The 21,028-nt window shown below is 67.0% G+C and carries 18 protein-coding genes; 2 read left to right on the top strand and 16 right to left on the bottom strand.

Features of this window, described 5'->3' with window-relative positions:
- Positions 1 to 81 precede the first annotated feature (81 nt).
- The 15 genes from astE to hpnI form a co-directional block, all read right to left on the bottom strand.
- Positions 82 to 1,137, bottom strand: coding sequence for a succinylglutamate desuccinylase (gene astE / locus LGM56_RS12215; RefSeq protein WP_226204739.1), 1,056 nt, complete (start codon positions 1,135 to 1,137; stop codon positions 82 to 84).
- Positions 1,121 to 2,461 carry an N-succinylarginine dihydrolase gene (gene astB / locus LGM56_RS12210; RefSeq protein WP_047850485.1) on the bottom strand — a complete coding sequence of 447 codons (1,341 nt, stop codon included), beginning with the start codon at positions 2,459 to 2,461 and terminating at the stop codon, positions 1,121 to 1,123. The genes astE and astB overlap by 17 nt, the downstream gene beginning before the upstream one ends.
- A gap of 14 nt (positions 2,462 to 2,475) precedes the next feature.
- On the bottom strand, positions 2,476 to 3,939 hold the full coding sequence (gene astD, locus LGM56_RS12205) for a succinylglutamate-semialdehyde dehydrogenase (protein WP_226204737.1): 1,464 nt from the start codon (positions 3,937 to 3,939) through the stop codon (positions 2,476 to 2,478).
- Between the two features lie 7 nt (positions 3,940 to 3,946).
- Positions 3,947 to 4,978 carry an arginine N-succinyltransferase gene (astA, locus tag LGM56_RS12200; protein ID WP_226204735.1) on the bottom strand — a complete coding sequence of 344 codons (1,032 nt, stop codon included), beginning with the start codon at positions 4,976 to 4,978 and terminating at the stop codon, positions 3,947 to 3,949.
- Positions 4,975 to 6,027, bottom strand: a complete 1,053-nt coding sequence (aruF, locus tag LGM56_RS12195; protein ID WP_089494410.1) for an arginine/ornithine succinyltransferase subunit alpha — start codon at positions 6,025 to 6,027, stop codon at positions 4,975 to 4,977. Before aruF ends, astA begins: the two co-directional genes overlap by 4 nt.
- Before the next feature lie 30 nt (positions 6,028 to 6,057).
- On the bottom strand, positions 6,058 to 7,290 hold the full coding sequence (locus tag LGM56_RS12190) for an aspartate aminotransferase family protein (RefSeq protein WP_226204733.1): 1,233 nt from the start codon (positions 7,288 to 7,290) through the stop codon (positions 6,058 to 6,060).
- A gap of 1,036 nt (positions 7,291 to 8,326) precedes the next feature.
- Positions 8,327 to 9,370: a GlxA family transcriptional regulator gene (locus tag LGM56_RS12185; RefSeq protein WP_089494408.1), complete on the bottom strand. Its 1,044-nt coding sequence runs from the start codon at positions 9,368 to 9,370 to the stop codon at positions 8,327 to 8,329.
- Positions 9,371 to 9,392: 22 nt separating this feature from the next.
- Positions 9,393 to 10,193, bottom strand: a complete 801-nt coding sequence (locus tag LGM56_RS12180) for an ABC transporter ATP-binding protein (RefSeq protein ID WP_089494407.1) — start codon at positions 10,191 to 10,193, stop codon at positions 9,393 to 9,395.
- Between the two features lie 20 nt (positions 10,194 to 10,213).
- Complete coding sequence (locus tag LGM56_RS12175) at positions 10,214 to 10,927, bottom strand: ABC transporter permease (protein ID WP_011351456.1); 714 nt, start codon at positions 10,925 to 10,927, stop codon at positions 10,214 to 10,216.
- Positions 10,924 to 11,613 (bottom strand): ABC transporter permease, encoded by a 690-nt coding sequence (locus LGM56_RS12170; RefSeq protein WP_011351455.1) that lies wholly within the window; start codon positions 11,611 to 11,613, stop codon positions 10,924 to 10,926. The genes LGM56_RS12175 and LGM56_RS12170 overlap by 4 nt, the downstream gene beginning before the upstream one ends.
- 271 nt (positions 11,614 to 11,884) lie before the next feature.
- Positions 11,885 to 12,442 carry a hypothetical protein gene (locus tag LGM56_RS12165; RefSeq protein WP_011351454.1) on the bottom strand — a complete coding sequence of 186 codons (558 nt, stop codon included), beginning with the start codon at positions 12,440 to 12,442 and terminating at the stop codon, positions 11,885 to 11,887.
- Positions 12,443 to 12,529: 87 nt separating this feature from the next.
- The gene (locus LGM56_RS12160) at positions 12,530 to 13,579 is read right to left on the bottom strand and encodes a lysylphosphatidylglycerol synthase domain-containing protein (protein ID WP_226204730.1); all 1,050 of its coding nucleotides are present in this window, start codon (positions 13,577 to 13,579) and stop codon (positions 12,530 to 12,532) included.
- Positions 13,576 to 14,460, bottom strand: coding sequence for a hopanoid biosynthesis-associated protein HpnK (gene hpnK, locus LGM56_RS12155; protein ID WP_226204728.1), 885 nt, complete (start codon positions 14,458 to 14,460; stop codon positions 13,576 to 13,578). The genes LGM56_RS12160 and hpnK overlap by 4 nt, the downstream gene beginning before the upstream one ends.
- A 3-nt stretch (positions 14,461 to 14,463) precedes the next feature.
- The gene (gene hpnJ / locus LGM56_RS12150) at positions 14,464 to 15,906 is read right to left on the bottom strand and encodes a hopanoid biosynthesis associated radical SAM protein HpnJ (protein ID WP_306426965.1); all 1,443 of its coding nucleotides are present in this window, start codon (positions 15,904 to 15,906) and stop codon (positions 14,464 to 14,466) included.
- Positions 15,907 to 16,042: 136 nt separating this feature from the next.
- On the bottom strand, positions 16,043 to 17,218 hold the full coding sequence (gene hpnI / locus LGM56_RS12145; protein WP_089460647.1) for a bacteriohopanetetrol glucosamine biosynthesis glycosyltransferase HpnI: 1,176 nt from the start codon (positions 17,216 to 17,218) through the stop codon (positions 16,043 to 16,045).
- A 641-nt stretch (positions 17,219 to 17,859) separates the two neighbouring features.
- Between hpnI and LGM56_RS12140 the strand changes: the two genes are divergently transcribed.
- Positions 17,860 to 18,858 carry an LLM class flavin-dependent oxidoreductase gene (locus LGM56_RS12140; RefSeq protein ID WP_226204726.1) on the top strand — a complete coding sequence of 333 codons (999 nt, stop codon included), beginning with the start codon at positions 17,860 to 17,862 and terminating at the stop codon, positions 18,856 to 18,858.
- A gap of 36 nt (positions 18,859 to 18,894) precedes the next feature.
- Here the strand turns inward: LGM56_RS12140 and LGM56_RS12135 are convergent, their stop codons facing one another.
- Positions 18,895 to 19,956, bottom strand: a complete 1,062-nt coding sequence (locus LGM56_RS12135) for an alpha/beta fold hydrolase (RefSeq protein ID WP_089494403.1) — start codon at positions 19,954 to 19,956, stop codon at positions 18,895 to 18,897.
- A 173-nt stretch (positions 19,957 to 20,129) separates the two neighbouring features.
- Between LGM56_RS12135 and pdxY the strand changes: the two genes are divergently transcribed.
- A complete protein-coding gene (gene pdxY / locus LGM56_RS12130; protein ID WP_039348286.1) occupies positions 20,130 to 20,990 on the top strand; it encodes a pyridoxal kinase PdxY in 861 nt (286 codons plus the stop codon).
- Positions 20,991 to 21,028 lie beyond the last annotated feature (38 nt).

The following is a 21,028-nucleotide window of genomic DNA, read 5'->3' as shown; positions in this document are numbered from 1 at the left end:
TGGGCATTATCTCGAAACAGGAATGGTAGCCGGGCGAGGCGCGGGCCGCGGGCTGCCGCGGCCACGCGCAGTCGGGCACCGTCAGACGAGCGCCGCGACCGTCTCGCGGGTCGTATCGACGACGAGCAGGCCCGCGCGCAACCCCGGCTTCACCGACGGATTCGGGAACACGATGCGCTCCTCGTCGTGCGTCACCGTGTAGCGGTAATCGCCGTCCTGCGCGAGCACCGTGCCGCGTGCGAACGCGGTGAAGTTCGCCACGTCGGCCGCGACGAACAGCTCGAGCGCATCGCTCCGCTTCGTGATCTGGTCGATCACCGTGAACACGCGCGGCAACGGAACGTCGACCTCACGAGCGGCGCCCGACACGAGCTTGCGCACCGCGCGGTCGGCCGGCGCGAAGCGCGCCAGGTCGTTCTGGCCGAACGGGCGCACCTTGCCGAGTTCCAGCGTGCACGCGAGCGCGCCGCAATGCTCGGCCGTGAAATGCGAGTACGTGTTGCCCTTCGCGGTATGCAGCAGCACGGCCGCGATGCGCGCGTCGCCGAGCCATTCGAACATCGCGCGCGTCGGCGGCATGCCCGTGTGCGGCAGCAGCGCGAACTGCTCGAACACCGACGCGCGGATCGCCGTGTGCATGTCGATGTGCCAGCGCGCGGCACCGGCCGGCGCCGCCGCGAAGAATGCAGCGGCGGCCGCTTCGAGCTGCACGGCGCGCGGTGCTTCGCGGCTGTCGGGCACCTGCGCGTGACGGCCGCTGAACAGGCGGTTCAGGTCGTCGTCGAGATAGCGTTCGCCGGCACGCATCGCCGGCACGTTGCCGAGCACGACGAGCAGCCGGCACGCGAGCGGCAGCGCGCCCGAGGCGAGATCGCGCACGAGCATCGACAGCAGCTCGATCGGCGCCGTCTCGTCGCCGTGCACGCCAGCCGACACGAGCACGCTCGCGCGCACCGTGCCGGCGGCCTCGGCCGCCACCGGTTCGAGCGCGAGCAGCCCGTCGCCGCGCCATTGCCAGCGCACGGCGCCGGCGGCGCAGGTGCCGTCCACCGCGGACGGTGCGCGGCCGCCCAGCGTGAACGCGAGGAAGTCGTCGAGCAATGCGCCGGCCATGCGGGAATCAGCGCTGGAAGTCATACAGCGAACCGACGCGCAGGATCTGCGTGAGCTCGTCGAGCGCGGTGCGCGATTCGTCGAGCAGTGCCGGATCGGCGAGGTCTTCCGGTGCGAGGCGGTCGCGATAGTGCCGGTCGATCCACGTGTCGAGCGACGCGAACAGCGTGTCGTTGATCCACACGTTCGACGTGACGGCCGCGCGCTCCGCTTCGTTCAGCACGACGCGCAGGCGCAGGCACGCAGGGCCGCCGCCGTTCTTCATGCTTTCGCGCAGGTCGAACACGAGCACGTCGTGGATCGGGCCGTTGCCGGCCGCGAGTTCGTCGAGATAGGCCGCGACGTTGCCGTTCTCGCGGCATTCCTGCGGCACGACGAGCACCTGCGAGCCGTCCGCGCGCGACAGCAGCTGGCTGTTGAACAGGTACGACGTCACCGCGTCGTTCACGCTCACGGCGGCCTCGGGCACCTCGATCACGTTCAGGCGCGCACCGCGTGCGTCGAGCGCGGCGGTCAGCGTGTCGTAGATCGCCTGCTTGTTGACGAACGCGCGCTCGTGCGTGAACAGCGTGTCGCGGTTGCCGACCGAGATCACGTCGTTGTGGAACACGCCCGCGTCGATCACGTCCGGATCCTGCTGTGCATAGACCGTCGCTTCTTCGGCGAGCCCGTGGCGATGCGCGACCGCGCGGCTCGCCTCGAAGGTCTGGCGCGCCGGGAAGCGCTTCGGCTCGGGGCCGCGGCGGTATTCCGCGCGGCCGTACACGAAGAACTCGATGCCCGGCTTGCCGTATTCGGCGCAAAAGCGCGTGTGGTTCGCCGCGCCTTCGTCGCCGAGTGCCGGCGTGCCGGTCAGCGCTTCGTGCACCGCGAAATGCGCGGGATCGGCGAACAGCGTCGACAGCGTGCGGCGCGTCGCTTCGTGCTCGATCGCGCGATGCAGCTTGCTGCACAGGTTGGCCGGCGTGAAGTGCACGCGGCCGTCGCTCGTGTCGGCCGACGGGCTGACGGTGGCCGCGTTCGCGGTCCACATCGCCGATGCCGAGCTCGCCGCGGCGAGCAGTTCGGGCGCCTGCTTCGCGGCCTTCGCGATCACGTCCGCGTCCTTGCCGGAGAAGCCGAGCTCGCGCAGCAGGCGCAGCGACGGCCGCTCCTGCGGCGGCAGCACGCCTTGCGCGAAGCCGAGATCCGCGAGCTGCTTCATCTTGCGCAGCCCCTGCTTCGCGGCGGCCTTCGGGTTCGCGGCCGACTTTTCGTTGTTGAGCGACGCCACGTTGCCGAACGACAGCCCGGCGTAGTTGTGGGTCGGGCCGACGAGCCCGTCGAAATTGGCTTCTTGTGCGTTCATCGTCGTTCCCTCGATCAGAAATGCAGGCCCGGCGACAGGCTCGCGGGCAAGGTCAGTTGCGTGCTTTCCACCGACGCCATCGGATACGCGCAATAGTCGGCCGCGTAGTACGCGCTCGGGCGATGGTTGCCCGAGCGGCCGGTGCCGCCGAACGGCGCGGCGGACGACGCGCCGTTGGTCGGCCGGTTCCAGTTGACGATCCCGGCGCGAATCGTGCGACGGAAGTGTTCCCATGCGTTCGCGTCGTCGGCCAGCAGGCCGGCGGACAGGCCGAACGCCGTGTCGTTCGCGCGCTCGATCGCTTCGTCGAACGTCGCGTAGCGGACGATCTGCGCGAGCGGGCCGAAATGTTCTTCGTCCGGCAGGTTCGCGACGCCCGTGACGTCGACGATCGCCGCGTTCACGAAGCCGAGGCGCGGATCGCGCTGCGTCATCGCGATGACCGGCTTCGCGCCCTGCTCGATCAGGCGCGACTGTGCGTCGACGAGCTTCGCCGCGGCACGCGCCGAGATCACCGCGCCCATGAACGGCTGCGGATCGGCGTCGAACACGTCGGCCGTGATCTTCGACGTGACGTCGGCGAAGCGCGCGAGGAAGCGGTCGCCGAACGCGCCCTGCGGCACGAAGATGCGACGCGCGCACGTGCAGCGCTGGCCGGCCGACAGGAACGCCGACTGGATCGTGTGATGGACGGCCGCGTCGATATCCTCGACTTCGCCGATCACGAGCGGGTTGTTGCCGCCCATCTCGAGCGCGAGCACGATTTCAGGACGGCCGCCGAACTGCTTGTGCAGCAGCGTGCCGGTATCCGAGCTGCCGGTGAAGAACAGCCCGTCGATCTGCCGATGATTCGCGAGCGCGATGCCCGTGTCCTTCTCGCCCTGCACGAGGTTCAGCACGCCGTCCGGCAGGCCGGCGTCCTTCCACACCTCGACCGTCGCGCGCGCGACGCCCGGTGCGAGTTCGGACGGCTTGAACACGACCGCATTGCCGGCGATCAGCGCGGGCACGATATGGCCGTTCGGCAAGTGGCCGGGGAAGTTGTACGGGCCGAACACCGCGACGACGCCGTGTGGGCGATGGCGCAGCACCGCGACGCCATCGGCCATGTCCTGACGCTTCTCGCCGGTGCGTTCCTGGTAAGCCTGGATCGAAATGCCGACCTTCGCGGCCATCGACGCGACTTCCGTGCGCGCTTCCCACAGCGGCTTGCCCGTCTCGCGGCCGATCGCGGTCGCGATCGCTTCCTTGCGTTCGGCGAGCAACGCGGCGAAACGCTTGACGATCGCGCAGCGCGATTCGAAGTCGAGCGCCGACCAGCCGGCGAAGGCGCGGCGCGCGCTTGCGACCGCGCGATCGACGTCCGCTGCCGACGCGCTTTCACCCTGCCATGCGATCTCGTCGGTGCCGGGGTTGCGCGAAGCGAACACGGGGCCCGAGCCTGCGACCCAGGCGCCGTCGATGAAGAGTTCCGTCATGATTCGTTTATCCCTGTTTGACTTTGAGCGGCAGCACGCGGACCGGATCGCCGGCCTTCACGTCGAGCGCGACGGCATCGTCGGCCGACAGCACGAACGAGCCGTTCGCGACCACGCCCGGCGCGACGCCGACGCGGAAGTCGGTGAGCGACGTGTTCGACACGAGCGACTTCGGGGCGTCTTCCCGCGCATCCGGCACACCGATCGCGACCGGCACGACGGCGCTCTCGCGCACCGTGCGCAGGTCGTTGACGTGGCATTCGAGCACGGGGCCCGCGTCGAAGATGTCGACGTGATTCTGGTAACGCAGCCCTTCCGCTTCGAGCATCTTGCGGGCCGGCAGCGTGTCGCGGTGCGTGAGGCCGACCGCATCCTGCGCGTCCTGCGGCAGCAGGTCGACATACACCGGGTAGCGCGGCATCAGTTCCGCGAGGAACGACTTGCGGCCGTGCGAGCTGAGGTAATCGGCCGCGTTGAAATCGATCTGGTAGAAGTGCGAACCGACCGCGCGCCAGAACGGCGACGTGCCGTCCTCGTCGAAGTGGCCGCGCAGTTCCGCGCAGATGCGTTCCGGAAAGCGCTCGCGGAACTGCGCGATGAACATGAAGCGCGAGCGCGACAGCAGGCCGCCCACGCCGCCCGTGCGATAGCGCGGGCTCAGGAACAGCGAGCACACTTCCGCGTAACCGGTCAGGTCGTGCGAGATGTTCAGCGCGGACATCCGCGTCCACACGCCGAGCTCCTGGCTCGCGTGCACGACCGTGCTCACGCGATAGTTGTAGAACGGCTGTTCGAGGCCGACCTGCGTCTCGATCCCGCACACGCCCGCGATGTCGCCCGTCTTCGATTCTTCCATCACGAAGAAGTAGCCGGCCTCGCCGGCCGCCGCCTCGCCCGCGAGCGTGCGGCGCGTGCGCTCGATGCGCGCGGCGAGCGCGTCGCGGTCGGGCTTGAACGTGGTCAGGCCCGGCCCGGTTTCCTTCGCGAGCGACACGAGCGCGTCGACGTCGCCCGTTTGTACGACCCGAACGACGATCATGCTGCGTCTCCCTTCAAATCTTCATCGTCGCGGCGGTGCAGCGGCACGCAGCGCACGACATCGCCATCCTTCACATCGAGCGCCGCGCGCACGTCGCCGGCCAGTGGCGCGTCACCCGCGTCGCCCGGCAGGTCGGCCAGCACGCAGCGGAACGATTCGCCGCTGCCCGTCGACACCATGTAGGCGACATCGCCCTGCTGGTGCGCGGCCTCGCGCACGGTGCGCTCGGCGCCGTGCTTCACGCACGCGGTGCGGTCGACCTGCGCGGTCAGCACCGGGCCCGCGTCGAAGATGTCGACGAAGCGGTCGGGCTCGAAGCCTTCCTCGAGATGGATGTCGTACGCGAGCAGCGCCGATTCGTTCGGCTCGCCGAGCACGCGCTGCGCGGCTTCCGGCAGCAGCGGCACGTAGAGCGGATACGCCGGCATCACTTCCGCGATGAAGGTCCGGCTGCGGCCGCCCGACGCGATGTCGACGTCGGTGAAGTCGCGGCCGAAGAACTTGCGGCCCACCGCTTCCCAGAACGGCGATGCGCCGTTGCCGTCGCTCACGCCGAGCAGCAGCGTGAACACTTCCGGCGTGAAGCGGCGGCGGTTCGCGGCGATGTACATCATCCGCGCACGCGAGATCAGGTGCGCGGCCGCGTCGCCGCGCAGCGACGGATCGACGTAGAAGCCCGCCAGCCGGCTCTTGCCGGTCAGCTCGTGCGACATCGTGAGCGCGTGGATCTTGCGGTTCACGTGCAGCTCGCGCGACGCGTGGATCAATGCGTCGTTGCGGAACGCGTAGAACGGTTCCGAGTAGCCGGCCGCGGCCACGATGCTCGCCGTGCCGAGCAGCTTGCCGGTCGACGAATCCTCGAGCACGAAGAGGTAGAACTCCTCGCCGGCGAAGTCGACGTCCGCGCGAAACGAATCCTCGGAGAGCGCCACACGCGCTTCGAGCGCCGCGCGGTCGTGCGGCAGCGAGTGCAGGACCGGCTGCGCGGTGCGCGCCATGTGCGCGAGCGCATCGAGATCCGTGAGTTTGCCGGGGCGAACAAATAGCATCGTCGTTCCTGTCTGCGATGGGTGCGCCGATCAGCGCGCGGTGGCTTCCTGGGCGGCGAGCACTTGCTCGACTGCCTTCTCGAAGCGCTTCATGCCTTCGTCGAGCAGGTCGAACGGGATCACCAGCGACGGCACGAAGCGCAGCACGTTCGGGCCGGCGATCAGCATGATCAGGCCGTTTTCCGCGGCGGCGGTGACGAAGTCCTTCGCGCGGCCGTCGAATGCCGCGGTGAGTTCCGCGCCGACGAGCAGGCCCTTGCCGCGTACGTCCTTGAAGATGCCGAAGCGCGCGTTGATGCGCTCGAGCGCGCCTTTCAGGCGCACGCTGCGTTCGCGCACGCCTTCGAGCAGTGCCGGGTCGCTGATCAGTTCGACGACCTTGTCGCCGATCGCCGATGCGAGCGGGTTGCCGCCGTACGTCGTGCCGTGCACGCCGACCTTGAAGTGCGCAGCGAGTTCGTTCGTCGTCAGCATCGCGCCGATCGGGAAGCCGTTGCCGAGCGCCTTGGCGGTCGTCAGGATGTCCGGCGTGACGCCGGAATCCATGTAAGCGTAAAACTGGCCCGTCCGGCCGACGCCCGTTTGCACTTCATCGAAAATCAGCAGCGCGCCGTGCGCATCGCACGCTTCGCGCAGCGCCTTCAGGAAGGCCGGATCGGCCGGGATCACGCCGCCTTCGCCTTGCACGGGTTCGACGATCACGGCACAGGTTTGCGGGCCGATCGCGGCCTTCGCGGCTTCGATGTCGTTGTACGGCAGGTGCTTGATGCCTTCCGGCACGGGGCCGAAGCCTTCCGAGTATTTCGGCTGGCCGCCGACGCTGACCGTGAAGAACGTGCGGCCGTGGAACGACTGGACGAACGACACGATTTCATATTTGTCGGCGCCGTGGCGGTCGAATGCGACGCGGCGCGCGAGTTTCAGGGCGGCTTCGTTCGCTTCCGCGCCGGAGTTCGCGAAGAACGCGCGGTCGGCGAAAGTCAGCGATTCGAGACGCTTCGCGAGGCGCAGCACCGGCTCGTTCGTGTAGCCGTTGCCGATGTGCCAGAGCTTGCGGCCTTGTTCGTCCAGGACTTTCAGCAGTTCCGGGTGGCCGTGGCCGAGCGACGTCACGGCGATGCCGCACGCGAAGTCGATGTACTCGCGGCCGGCCGTGTCCCACACGCGGGAGCCCTCTGCGCGATCCGGCACGAACGGCGCGGGGGAAAATACCGGCACCATCACTTCATCGAATGTCTGGCGGTTCACGGTCGAGGTCGTCATGGTCGTTCCTTTCGGTTTCGTAAGAGGGTTCAACAGGATCAAGTTTAGGTAAGGGTGACGCAAGCGTCTTGCGGAATTGCGACGGGTTCTATCGGAAGCGGATAGTGCGGTTTGTTTTTGCCCTTCCGGGCGGGCGGGGGTTCGGTTTCGGTGGGCGTATTTTGAGGCTTTTTGGGTGGGTCGCTTGCGGTTGGCGTGAAGCACCTGTTGTCTTAGCGGTCTATTAGCGTCGCCCCTGCGCGGGGCGGCGGTTACTTTTCTTTGTCTTGCCAAAGAAAAGTAACCAAAAGAAAGGCGCTCGGAGAACGCATGACCTCCCGGTGCCGTGGCACTCGGAGTGGATCGCGCCTAAGTGTCCGCGCCAGTCCAGAACACGGAGTGGTTCGAGCAATGGTTCTGACACCCTCCACTACCCAACAGAGCGGTATACCGCCCGCTAGCTCCGCCCTCGCTGCGCTCGGCCGACAGGGACACCCCCGCCAGTAACGCTCCAGGTCAATCAGTTCCAGCAATCGCTCGCGAGCCCCCGAATTCAGCGAATCAAGGCATGCCCTCATTCGCCACGAAAAAGGGACGCAGCACGCACTTACGTGCTCACGCCGTTATCCAACACTCACCGATGGCAAGCAGTCCGATCGGGTACGAATGGTGTGAGAAAAGAGGGTTGCGTGCTTTGCTGATGCAGCGCTGGCAGAAGCATGTGAGCGCATGCAACGCGACGTGAAGTACCTTGCAGCCGAGCGTAGCGAGGATGGAGCTAGCGGGCGGTATACCGCTCTGTCGGGTAGTGGGGGGTGTCAGAACCATTGCTCGAACCACTCCGTGTTCGTGACTGGCGCGGACACTTAGGCGCGGTCCACTCCGAGTGCCATGGCACCGGGAGGTCTTGCGTTCTCACAGCGCCTTTCTTTTGGTTACTTTTCTTTGGCAAGACAAAGAAAAGTAACCGCCGCCCCGCGCAGGGGCGACGCTAATAGACCGACAAGATCACAGGTGCTTCACGAAACCCGCAAGCGAACCGCCAAAAAAACCAAAATCAATCCTTCCCCCCGCGCTCGACAAGCGCGCCCCCGCGAGGCTCGCCGCCGCCCCCGGTTTGCTTCTCGAGCCAGGCTCTCCGATCCTCCCGAGGCGTGACTCCAAACCTTTCGCGGTAAGCGTTAGAAAAGTGCGCAGCAGAAGAGAACCCACAGGCAAGGCTAACCTGAACAACCGACTTGCTAGTCCGCTGCAACTGAGTCCGAGCCTTGAGCAACCGAAGATTGAGGTAATACTTGGAGGGCATCGCCCCGAGATACTGTCGAAAGAGCCGCTCCAGTTGCCGGCGTGACACGCCAACGAGCTCGGCGATCTCATCGGTGGTCAACGGATCCTCGACATTGGCTTCCATCAAAAGCAAAGCATCATTCAACCGAGGATGCCGCTCGCCCGGCGCAGTAACAAAAGGAATCCGCTGCCGCTCCTCGCCGCTGCGCAAAGTCCCGGCGCCGAGCGCATCGGCGATCCTCTCCGCGAGATCCGGCCCATGTTCCCGGCCAATCATGGCCAGCATGAAATCAACGGTAGCCTGCCCACCCGCACAGGTAGCCCGATCGCGATCGATCTCGAAGATCTGCTGCGTGACGATCGACCGCTCGAACTGTTCGGCGAACTGCTGATACGTCTCCCAGTTCACGCTCACGCGATACCCGGAAAGCTGCCCGGCCATCGCAAGCCACCACACGCCATGATGAATCCCGGTCACGACAGGCGTGCGCTGCCCCACCCTCGCGAGGCTCGCGAGAAACAACCGATAGTCGGCAAACTGCTGAAACCGCTCCGACACGACGATGACCCAGTCACACGCGATCGCATCGTTGAACGCCGCATCGGCATGCCACTGCGCGCCGCCGGCGAGCGGCACCGGCCGCCCGTCCCACGAACACACCTGCCACCGATACAGCAGCCGCCCGTCGATCTCGTTCGCGAGATTCAGCGCATCGACGATCGGACCCACGCCCGACATCGACACGGGCGGCAATGCAACGATCGCCACCTGCGTCGTGCGGGTGGCGCCTGCGGGACGAGACACCGGTACCACGGTCGAAACCTGCCCTGTCGCGTTACTTGAGACTGCCCGACAGGAACTGCTTCAGCCGCTCGCTCTGCGGGCGGACCAGCACTTCCTTCGGATCGCCCTCTTCCTCGGTCCGCCCCTGATGCAGGAACATCACGTGGTTCGACACGTTGCGCGCAAAGCCCATCTCGTGCGTGACGACGATCATCGTGCGGCCTTCCTCGGCCAGCTTCTGCATCACCTTCAGCACTTCACCGACGAGTTCCGGGTCGAGCGCCGACGTCGGCTCGTCGAACAGCATCACGTCCGGATGCATCGCGAGCGCCCGCGCAATCGCCACGCGCTGCTGCTGGCCACCCGACAGATGCGACGGATACTGCTTCTCGACGCGCGGCGGCAAGCCGACCTTCTCCAGGTACTCGCGCGCCCGCTCCTCGGCTTCCTTCTTCGAAATGCCGAGCACGTGCACCGGCGCTTCCATCACGTTCTCGAGCACGTTCATGTGCGCCCAGAGGTTGAAGTGCTGGAACACCATCGCGAGCTTCGTGCGAATGCGCTGCAGCTGCTTGTGATCGGCGACTTCGAGCGCGCCGGCGCGGTCGGTCTTCGTGCGCACGGCCTCGCCGTCGACGACGATCTGCCCCGCATTCGGCCGCTCGAGAAAATTGATGCAGCGCAGGAACGTGCTCTTGCCCGAGCCGCTCGCGCCGATGATGCTGATGACGTCGCCGGCCTTCGCGTTCAGCGACACGCCCTTGAGCACTTCGTTGTCACCGTAGCGCTTGTGAATGTCGACCGCGGCAAGCTTGGTGGAAGCGGCAGCGCTCGGTTGAGTGATCTCGGCCAACTGGCTCTCCTCGAAGTGATTCAATGACGGGCGGCCGCGAGATACGCAAGCCAGTGGCGCTCCGCGCGGCGAAACGCCGCGACGAGTGCGAACGATACCGCAAGATAGATCAGCGCGGCGATCCCGAACGACTGGAACGCCATGTAGGTCGCCGAATTCGCGTCGCGCGCGACCTTCAGGATGTCCGGCACGGTCGCGGTGAACGCAACGGTCGTCGCGTGCAGCATCAGGATCACCTCGTTGCTGTACAGCGGCAGCGCGCGGCGCAGCGCCGACGGCAGGATCACGCGGCGATACATCGTGAACGGCGACATCCCGTACGCCCGCGCAGCCTCCACTTCACCGTGCGGAATCGCGCGGATCGCACCCGCGAAGATCTCCGTGGTGTACGCGCAGGTGTTCAGCGCGAACGCGAGAATCGCGCAGTTGAAGCCGCTGCGGAAGAACGCGTCGAGCAACGAGTGCGAACGCACGAACTCGAGGCTGTACATGCCCGTGTACAGCAGCAGCAACTGCACGTAGAGCGGCGTGCCGCGGAACACGTACGTGTAGAACCGCACCGGCGTCGACACCCACTTGTTCTTCGACACGCGTGCGACCGCGAGCGGCACCGCGCACACGAAGCCGAGCGAAATCGACGCGACGAGCAGCCACAGCGTCACCGCGAGGCCGGAGAGGCGCTGGCCGTCCCAGTAAAGGAACGCCTGGCCGAATTCCTGGAGAATTTCGATCATAGATCTGCGTGCCGCACGCCCATGGAATAACGCTTCTCGAGCTGGATCAGCACGAGGTTGGAAACGGTCGTGATCGCGAGATAGATCAGCGCCGCGACGAGGATGAAGAAGAACATGTTGAACGTGCTCTTGCCGGCGTCCTGCGCGGCCTTCACGACGTCCGCGAGGCCGATGATCGACACCAGCGCGGTGGCCTTCACGAGCACCTGCCAGTTGTTCCCGATCCCCGGCAGCGCGAAGCGCATCATCTGCGGAAACATGATCCGCGCGAACACCCGGGCGCCGCTCATCCCGTACGCCGCGCCGGCTTCGAGCTGGCCGCGCGGCACCGACAGGAACGCGCCGCGGAACGTCTCGGTGAAGTACGCGCCGTAGATGAAGCCGAGCGTCAGCACGCCGGCCACGAACGGGTCGATGTCGATCTGGTCCCAGCCGACGAAGTCGGTGAACTGGTTCAGCCAGATCTGGATGCTGTAGAACAACAGCAGCATCAGGACGAGATCGGGCACCGAGCGGATCAGCGTCGTATAGCCGGTCGCGATCGCTCGCAGCACCCGGTTGTGCGACAACTTCGCCACCGCGCCGATCAGCCCCAGCGCCACCGCAGTGGCGAGCGACAGCACCGACAGCTCGATGGTCTGCACGGTGCCGGCCCAGAGGACAGGACCAAAGCCGTAAAGGAACACGCGCGTCTCCAGAGTTGGAATGGATGCCGACGCGTCTGCCTGTCCCGCGCCGGGCTGACGCGGATAGTCGCAAGCGAAATTGATTGCCTCAAACCACCTTGCATGTGATTGCTGCGTCGCAACAATCCGTCCCATCATTTGCAACTACGGCCTACGCCGCTGTTTCAAAAGGGAAAAAGCCGCTTCCTGACAACCGGATAACCGGCGGGGAAGCGGACTTTTTGCAATTTTCCGGTCGCTTTTTCGATATAGCGCCGAAGACGGGTTGCGCCTACCGCCCTTTCAGGATGTCGGAGCGCGAAGTCGTATAGACAAGCCCGTCCGGGCCGAAATGGACGTTGAAGAATGCGTCGGTGTTGACGCCGTCCTCGAGCCAGCGCCAGCTCCAGACGATCTCGGGCTTGAGCGGATATTGCGCGATGTCGCCGGGCTTGCCGAGCAGGCGCCGCACCTCGTCCTCGTTCATCCCGGGGCGCACCTTCGCGAAATTCTCGGCGGTCAGCACCTGCGTCGCGCCCGTGTAGCGGCCGTTCGCATCGAGATCGACGAACCACGTCTGGTTGCCCATCGGGCCGCGCGGGTATTCGAGCCGCTTCGAGCCGTCGGTGAAGTCGCGCTCGGTCTCGGGCTTGCCCATCGTGCCGCGCACGTCGGCCTCGGTCGATTCGCCGACCTTCAGCCCCTTCAGCAGCAGCGGCGCGGGCTTGATCGCGTTGAAGAAATCCCTGATACGTTGCACGTCGAGATTGCCTTGCTTGTCGTCGCAGCCGGTCAGCGCCAGCGCGGCGGCCAGCATCGTCACGGGAAGCAGCCGGAAACGGAAATTCATTGGAAGAAATGCGCGTCGAGAAAACACGCGGCAAGGATACCCGCGCAATGCCAAAAGCGCGAGACGGGCGCGCGGCCCGTCTCGTGTTCAATGCATCGTTTCGGTTTCAGTCTCGGCCCGGGTCGTGCGGCTCGTCGCTTGCGGCGCGCGCGGCACGGCCGGCGGCACGCCGATACGGCGGCGTGTGCGCACGAGTTCGGCCAGCTGCCACGAACCGAGCGCCAGGCAGCCGAACAGCACCTCGCGGCCGCGCTTGACCAGCGCGAGCGACAACGCCGTCTCGCGATCGACGCCGAACATCTGCGCGAGCAGCACGACGGTCGCCTCCTGCACGCCAAGGCCGCCCGGCACCATGAACGCCGCATGGCGCACGGCCTGCGCCATCGCCTCGATCGCGATCGCGCCGCCGATCGACACCGGATGGCCGAGCAGCGCGAGCGCCCAGTAGATCTCGAGCGCGCCGAGCACGTAGCCGGCCAGCTGCCAGAAGAATGCGCTGAACAGCAGCCCCGTGCGCGACATCAGCCCGTCGATATCGGCGTCGAGCCGCTTGCCGTCGACGCCCTGCAGCAGCCGGTGCGAATCGCCGAGCAGGCGGCCCGCGAAACGCTCGATGGCATGGAAGATGCCGCCACGGCGCATCAGCACGACGCCGAGCACCGGCAGCGGCAGCGTGAGCAGCAACGCGAGTCCGATCGTGCCGCCGCCCATGCTGTCCGTTGTCGCAAGCAGCAGCACGAGGCCGAGCGCGGCGAACGCATACTGGACGACGATCGTCACGAGCAACTCGACGATCACCGATGCCGTCACGCGGCTCGCGTCGGGCACCTGCCAGCGCGCGAGGCGGATGCCGACGATCTCGCCGCCGATCCCGACCACCGGCAGCAGCCGGTTCACGGCCTCGCGCACGGTCGCGATCCACCACAGGAAGGGCAGCGACGAGCGCTTGTCGAGCAGCAGGTGCCACGCGTAGGCGTCGAGCAGCAGCGGCAGCGCATGGAACGGCACGAGCCACAGCAACGCGTAACCGGCGCGCGCGAGCATCTGCGATACGTCGCCGATGCCCTCGTGCAGCCCCAGCGCGAGCAGGATGCCGATGCCGAGCGGCCAGCCGAGCCATTTGATCCACTTGGTCATGACGGCTGCGCTCCCGGTGCGCGCGACGCCGGCACGGCGCGCCGTGCGGCGGGCTGGCCGAACACGTCGGCAAAGCCGCCGGTCGCGACGCCCGCCGCCTTCAGCGCGGCCGCGACGCGCGGCGACAGCAGCGCATCGAGTTCGTCCACCGGACGGTAGCCGGCCATCGTCGGCGTGATCGGGCCGTCGCCGGCCTCGGCCGGATGGCAGTAGATCTCGCCGACACCCGGCGGCAGCTTGGCGAGCGCATCGAGCAGCACGGCCTCGTCCATCGCGCCCGTATGCTCGATCCCGACCACGTAGTCGTTGTGTGCAAGCCCCGCGCGGTCGAGCCGCGCGCGCACGAGCGCGATCCACGGCTTGAGCAGCGCGGGTGCGCTCGTCTCGTAGGGCAGCCGCACCGCGCGCAACCCGTAGTCGCGGCCGATCTCGATGATCAGCGACAGGACGGTCGGATGCAGGTGGAAATGCTTGTGCGCGTTCACGTGGTCGAGCGGCAAGCCGCTCGCCGCGAACGCGTCGAACTGCGCGCGAATCTCGCGGCGCAGCTGCGCCCGCACGTGCGGCAGGAAGAAGAAGCGGCAGCCGTCCTTCGCCATCGCATCGCCGAACCGCCCGTCGGGGCCGACGAGCGCGGGAATCTCATGGGCGGGCAGCGTGGCCGGCCCGTCCGCGAGGACGAGATGCAGGCCGACCGCGAGCGACGGCAGCCGCCGCGCGCGCTCGATCGCATCTTGCGCGGCGGGCGCACCGACCATCAGGCTGGCGGCGTTCAGCACGCCGTCGCGGTGCGCGCGCTCGACCGCCGCGTTGACACGCGGGTGCAGCCCGAAGTCGTCCGCGGTGAAGATCAGCGCCCGCGCCGCCGGCTGTGTCGCCATGCATCAGGCCTCGTGTGCGCGCAGGAAGCGGAAGAACTCGACACCTTCGCGCAGGCGGCGCTTCATCATGTCCCAGCTCGTCAGCATCTCGCGGACGATCTCCCAGATCTTCGACGGACGGAAGTAGAACTGGCGATAGAACTGCTCGAGGTGGTGATAGATCTCGTCGCGCGACAGGTGCGCATAGCCGATCGCCGCGAGCTGCACGCCTTCCTTGCTCACCAGGTTGATGGTCTTGTTCTCTTCCATCCAGCCGTTTTCCACGGCCTGCTTGTAGAGCGTCGTGCCCGGATACGGTGCGGCGAGCGAGACCTGGATCGTGTGCGGATTGATTTCCTTCGCGTACTCGATCGTCTTCTTGATGGTCTCCTGCGTCTCGCCCGGCAGGCCGAGGATGAAGGTGCCGTGGATCTTGATGCCGAGCTTCTTGCAGTCCGCGCTGAAGCGGCGCGCGAAATCGGTGCGCACGCCCTTCTTGATGTTCACGAGGATCTGGTCGTCGCCGGATTCGAAGCCGACCAGCAGCAGGCGCAGGCCGTTTTCCTTCATGACCTTCAGCGTCTTGTACGGCACGTTCGCCTTCGCGTTGCACGACCACGTCATGCCCAGCTTGCCCAGGCCGATGGCGATGGCTTCCGCGCGCGGCAGGTCGTCGGTGAAGGTGTCGTCGTCGAACATCAGTTCCTTCACTTCCGGCATGTTGTCGCGGATCCACTTCGCTTCCGCGAGCACGTTCTCGACCGAGCGCGTGCGGTAGCGATGGCCGCTGACCGTCTGCGGCCACAGGCAGAAGGTACAGCGCGACTTGCAGCCGCGGCCCGTGTAGATCGACACGTACGGATAGTTGAGGTAGCCGATGAAGTAGTTGTCGATCTTCAGGTCGCGCTTGTAGACGGGCGCGACGAACGGCAGTTCGTCCATGTTCTCGAGGATCGGACGCGCTTCGTTGTGCTCGATCGAGCCGTCCTTCGCGCGCCAGCTCAAGCCCTTGATCTCCGGGAACGGCTTGCCTTCGGCGATTTCCTTGCAGGTGTAGTCGAATTCCTCGCGGCACACGAAGTCGATGGCCTCGCTCGCCGTGAGCGAGTTGTGCGGATCGACCATCACCTTCGCGCCGACCATGCCGACCAGCATCGACGGCTTCATCTTCTTCAGGTCCTGCGCGAACATCGCGTCGGTCGGGAACGACGGCGTGCTCGTGTGGATGATCACGAGGTCATAGTCGTTCGCGATCTTCAGCGTTTCCTCGACCGACAGGCCGTCGGCCGGCGCGTCGACGACGCGGCTGCCCGGCACGAGCGCGGCCGGCTGCGCGAGCCACGTCGGATACCAGAAGGAACGGATTTCGCGCTTCGCCTGGTAGCGCGAGCCGGCTCCGCCGTCGAAGCCGTCATACGAAGGGGCCTGCAAGAACAGCGTTTTCATGAATGCTCCGGTAGCCTGCATAGTTCGATTCGTCACAACGATTCAGTCAAAAAACCGCGGGCCGCCCTGCCGGCGCCCGCCTCTCTGTCATGTCGCGCCGCGCGGCCTCGCCGCGCAGCGCGTCTCGGCCCTCGGGCCGGGTTCGGTCGGAACGGCCCTAGCGGCCGTCCACTGCTTCCACTGCCGCCGTCGCGCGCTCGCCGCCGACGACCGTCATCCTCGCGCCGCGCCACACCACGTGCGTGCCGAACGCGGCCGCGAGCCATTCGAGCGCGAGCAGCGTATCGCGCACCGCGACGAGCGGCAGGTCGCGCCAGAACGCGCGCCAGCCGTCCTCGCCGCGCGCGTGCAGCACCAGCCGCCCGAACGCGCCCACCACGGCCGCCCAGCCCGCCAGCGCGCCGGCGAAGGTGCCGTCGAGGCGCAGCGCGAGCGCCGCGCCGATCGCGAGCCACGGCACGGTAAACGTAATGAACAGGAACGCGAAGCCGGCCGGGTTCAGCGAACGGATCGTGCGCAGCCAGCGGGTCTCGCGGTGCCACAGCGGCCCGAACGACGGTTCGATCACGTCGGTCGCGACCTCGACCTCCGACAGCACGGTGCGTCGCCCGAGGCGGCGCGGCAGCTCGGCCAGCCAGAAATCGTCGGCCAGTTCGTCCTTCAGCGCGGGAAAGCCGCCGATCCGGTCGAGCGTGTCGCGCGTCAGCGCGAGCGTCGCGCCGAAGCCGAAGCGGCTCGAGCGCCCGAGGTGCGTGATCCGCACCGACGGGGCGAACCATGCGTCGACGAATTGCGCGCCGATCCGCGTCCAGAACCCGCCGACGCTGCGCGCATGATACAGGCACGTGACGACACCGACCGACACGTCGGCGAGCGGCGCCGTCACGCGCTCCAGATAGTCGGGCTTCACCGCGATGTCGCTGTCCGCGATCACGATGCGGCCGTACTTCGCGCGCTCGGCGAGGTTGATCAGGTTGCTGACCTTCAGGTTCTTGCCATGCACGCGCGCGTCGATCACGAGCGTGATGTCGCACTCGGGATAATCGGCGCGCAGCCGTTCGACCACGGCAATCGCCGGATCGACCGCCGATGCGACGCCGAACAGCACTTCATACCGCGGATGGCGCTGCTCGCAGAACGTCGCGAGGTTTTCGTACAGGTGCGGCTCCGCGCCGCACAGCGGCTTGAGCACGCTGACCGGCTCGAAGCCGTCGCGCACGGCCGTGCGCGGCGTACGCGGCCGCGGCGCGAACGCGGCGACGAGCGCATAGCCGGCCGCGGCCAGCGTGAATACGATCAGGAGCCAGTCGAGCATCGTTGCGGTGGCCGTCATGCGCGACGCCTCCCGGCGAACTGAACGCCATGGAGAACGCTTGCACATGATTGAGCGTGATTCGGTATTCCGACAACGACGAACGCGGGCACGACCCGACTCCTTGTTCCAGCAGCGCCTGTATATAGGGGGAGGCTCGACCCATCCTTCGGATACGGCCATGCCCGGCTTCGCGTGGTGCATCTCCGCGCGACGCCCGGACGGGATGCGGGAAGATTCGTATGGCTACCTTCGGCACAACATGGGTAGGCGCCGGATTTTAGCAGCCTGCGGCACCCCGCGCTCGGCACTACGAGAAACGGACTGGTGCAATTCCGGCAAAGCTGTGCTGTCGGCGAACCATTTGGGCGCACCCGCGTTCACATTAGCGTAAGCGGTTTGCAGGCGTATTGCAGTCTTGAAAATCATACGTTTCGTGCAAATTTGTACGTCGATGCGGATTCACGTCCAATCGCCGTAAAGATCGGTAATTAATCGGCGATTAGATTGATTTTTGCAACGATCGCCGAATTCGACCCTGCGCCCCTGAAACGCGCATGGGTATCGGGCCACCGCCAGCACGTTCCGGAACCCTTTGGCAAAATCCTTGGCATTTGTTGCGTCAGCGCATCACCGCGCGCGCCCCTTTCGAAGGCCATCCGATGACTCCGTTTTCCGTACTCGATCTCGCCCCCATTCCGGCCGGCGCCGACGCCGCCCAGGCATTCCGCAACACCGTCGATCTCGCGCAGCATGCGGAACGCTGGGGTTACCAGCGCTACTGGCTCGCCGAGCATCACAACATGCCCGGCATCGCGAGCGCGGCCACGGCCGTCGTGATCGGCCATGTCGCGGGCGCCACGCGGACGATCCGGGTCGGGTCGGGCGGCATCATGCTGCCGAACCACGCGCCGCTGGTGATCGCCGAGCAGTTCGGCACGCTCGCGTCGCTGTATCCGGGGCGCATCGACCTCGGCCTCGGCCGCGCGCCCGGCACCGACCAGACCACGTCGCGCGCGCTGCGCCGCGACCTGATCGGCGGCGCCGACTCGTTTCCGGATGATGTCGCCGAGCTGCAGCGCTACTTCGCCGAGCCGGTGCCCGGCCAGCGCGTGCGCGCGGTGCCCGGCGCAGGGCTTGACGTGCCCGTGTGGCTGCTCGGCTCGAGCCTGTTCAGCGCCCAGCTCGCCGCGATGCTCGGGCTGCCGTTCGCGTTCGCGTCGCACTTCGCGCCGGATTACCTGATGCGCGCGCTCGAGATCTATCGCGCGCAGTACCGGCCGTCGGCCGCGTGGCCGAAGCCGCATGCGATGGTCGGCGTCAACGTGTTCGTCGCCGATACCGACGACGAGGCGCGGCGCCTGTTCACGTCGCTGCAGCAGCAGTTCATCAATCTGCGGCGCGGCACGCCGGGCAAGCTGCCCCCGCCGGTCGACGTGCTCGAGGCAAACGAGCTCGAACTCGCGACCGTTGCGCATTCGCTGTCGTTCGCGGCCGTCGGTTCGCGCGACACGGTGCGCGACAAGCTGCGCGACCGCATCGCGCAGACGGGGGCCGACGAGCTGATCGTCACCGCGCAGATCTACGACCACGCGGCACGGCTGCGCTCGTTCGAACTGACCGCGCAGATTCGCGACGAGCTCGCGAGCGAAGCGCGCTGACGGCACGCGCCCGGGCCGCCCGCGGCCGGCCCCGCATCACTGCGGGTGCACGGCCTCCAGCCCGTCGAGCAGCGCCTTGTGGAACGCGTCCGGATCCTGGATCTGCGGCGCATGGCCGAGCGCCGGGAACTCGACGAGCTGCGCGCCGGGAATCGCCGCCTGCGTGCGCTTCGCGAGTTCCGGGTAGCGGCCGAGCTTCGCATGCACGTCGGGCGGCGAAACGTCCTTGCCGATCGCGGTCGTGTCCTTGTCGCCGATCATCAGCAGCGTCGGCACGCGGATCGCGCCGAGTTCGTAGACCACCGGTTGCGTGAGGATCATGTCGTAGATCAGCGCGGAGTTCCACGCGACCGCGTCGCGACCGGCGCCACGGTACATCCCGGCCAGCATCTGCACCCAGCGCTCGTACGACGGCGACCACTTGCCCGCGTAGTACGTGCCCTGCTCGTAGCGGCGAATGCCGTCGGCCGTGGTCTTCAGCTCGCGCGCATACCAGTAGTCGACCGGCAAAGGCGGCACGCCGAGCGCCTTCCAGTCCTCGAGGCCGATCGGGTTCACGAGCACGAGCTGGTCGGTCGCCTTCGGATACATCAGCGCGTAGCGCATCGCGAGCATCCCGCCCGTCGAGTGGCCGACGATCGTCGCCGACTTCACCCCCACCGATTCGAGCAGCGCATGCGTATTGCGTGCGAGCTGCTGGAAGCTGTACTGGTAGCGATCGGGCTTCGACGACTTGCAGAAGCCGATCTGGTCCGGTGCGATCACGCGATAGCCGGCGCGGCTCAGCACGCCGATCGTGTCCTCCCAGGTCGCCGCGCAGAAGTTCTTCCCGTGCAGCAGCACGACGGTGCGGCCGTTCGGGTGGGCCGGCTGCACGTCGAGGTAGGCCATCTCGAGGGTTTCGCGCTGCGACACGAACGTGTAGAGATGCACGGGCGCCGGATAGGTGAACCCTTCCAGGCGCGGGCCATACACGGGCCCGTCGTTGCCGGCGGGCGATGCGGCGGCGGCCATGGCAGGCACGGCGCACGCGACGGCGACACCCGCGCCGAGCACGGCGGCGCGCACGGCAAACAACATCTTGCGAATCGAAAGCATGGCGATCACGGTGATTGGAGACGCACGCGGGCGGCCGGGCCGTCTCGCGCCCCGCGATTCTACGCGGTCGCGCTGACGACGGCGCGCAACACTCCGGCGCCGCGCGACTTCCGCGCGCGCGACGAACTCGGGTATCGTGTGACGTGACCCTGAAACGCGTGCAGGCGCTTCCCATGAAAAACGTCCTCAGCATTCAGTCGCACGTCATCTACGGCCATGCCGGCAACAGTGCGGCCGTGTTCCCGATGCAGCGCCTCGGCGTCAACGTCTGGCCGCTCAATACCGTCCAGTTGTCGAATCACATGCAGTACGGTCACTGGGCCGGCAGCGCGATCGATGCCGCGAAGATGGAGCAGCTCGTCGACGGCATCGCCGCGATCGGCGCACTCAAGCGCTGCGACGCCGTGCTGTCCGGCTTCCTCGGTTCGCCGCCGCAGGCGCGTGCGGCCGTCGAAATCGTCCGCTCGGTGAAGGCGATGAACCCGAACGCGTGGTACTTCTGCGATCCGGCGATGGGCCAGACGGGCGGCATCCGGCCCGAGCCCGGCGTCGAGGAGTTCATCGTCCAGGAGATGCCGGCGCTCGCGGACGGCATGTCGCCGAACCACACCGAACTGCAGAAGCTCGCCGGGCGGCGCATCGAAACCGTCGCCGAAGCCGTCGAAGCCTGCCGCTCGCTGATCCGTCGCGGCCCGCAGATCATCCTCGTCAAGCACCTGCACGACCGCAACAGCCCCGCCGATCGTTTCAACATGCTCGCGGTCACCGAAACCGAAGCGTGGATCGGCCAGCGCCCGCTGTACGCGTTTCCGCGCCATCCGGTCGGCGTCGGCGACCTGACCAGCGCGATCTTCGTCGCGTGCCGGCTGCGCGGCGACTCCGTGCGCGCGGCGTTCGAGCACACGCTCGCGGCCGTGCATGCGGTCGTGAAGGCGACCTACGATGCGCGCCGCTACGAGCTCGAACTCGTCGCCGCGCAGGACGAAATCGCGCGCCCGAGCGAATGGTTCGGCGCGTGGGTCACGGACGCCTGACACGCCGGCATCGCCTCCGCTTCACCGGTGCGCATCCC

The sequence above is a fragment of the Burkholderia sp. AU38729 genome (genome assembly GCF_020419725.1).
In the GTDB taxonomy this organism is placed as follows: Bacteria; Pseudomonadota; Gammaproteobacteria; order Burkholderiales; family Burkholderiaceae; genus Burkholderia.
This window is presented reverse-complemented; position numbering and strand designations above follow the sequence as displayed.

Coding starts and splice junctions, on each gene's coding strand:
- astE (WP_226204739.1), bottom strand. CDS start 1,137: ATGACTTCCAGCGCTGATTCCCGCATGGCCGGCGCATTGCTCGACGAC.
- astB (WP_047850485.1), bottom strand. CDS start 2,461: ATGAACGCACAAGAAGCCAATTTCGACGGGCTCGTCGGCCCGACCCAC.
- astD (WP_226204737.1), bottom strand. CDS start 3,939: ATGACGGAACTCTTCATCGACGGCGCCTGGGTCGCAGGCTCGGGCCCC.
- astA (WP_226204735.1), bottom strand. CDS start 4,978: ATGATCGTCGTTCGGGTCGTACAAACGGGCGACGTCGACGCGCTCGTG.
- aruF (WP_089494410.1), bottom strand. CDS start 6,027: ATGCTATTTGTTCGCCCCGGCAAACTCACGGATCTCGATGCGCTCGCG.
- LGM56_RS12190 (WP_226204733.1), bottom strand. CDS start 7,290: ATGACGACCTCGACCGTGAACCGCCAGACATTCGATGAAGTGATGGTG.
- LGM56_RS12175 (WP_011351456.1), bottom strand. CDS start 10,927: ATGATCGAAATTCTCCAGGAATTCGGCCAGGCGTTCCTTTACTGGGAC.
- LGM56_RS12165 (WP_011351454.1), bottom strand. CDS start 12,442: ATGAATTTCCGTTTCCGGCTGCTTCCCGTGACGATGCTGGCCGCCGCG.
- LGM56_RS12160 (WP_226204730.1), bottom strand. CDS start 13,579: ATGACCAAGTGGATCAAATGGCTCGGCTGGCCGCTCGGCATCGGCATC.
- hpnK (WP_226204728.1), bottom strand. CDS start 14,460: ATGGCGACACAGCCGGCGGCGCGGGCGCTGATCTTCACCGCGGACGAC.
- hpnJ (WP_306426965.1), bottom strand. CDS start 15,906: ATGCAGGCTACCGGAGCATTCATGAAAACGCTGTTCTTGCAGGCCCCT.
- hpnI (WP_089460647.1), bottom strand. CDS start 17,218: ATGACGGCCACCGCAACGATGCTCGACTGGCTCCTGATCGTATTCACG.
- LGM56_RS12140 (WP_226204726.1), top strand. CDS start 17,860: ATGACTCCGTTTTCCGTACTCGATCTCGCCCCCATTCCGGCCGGCGCC.
- LGM56_RS12135 (WP_089494403.1), bottom strand. CDS start 19,956: ATGCTTTCGATTCGCAAGATGTTGTTTGCCGTGCGCGCCGCCGTGCTC.
- pdxY (WP_039348286.1), top strand. CDS start 20,130: ATGAAAAACGTCCTCAGCATTCAGTCGCACGTCATCTACGGCCATGCC.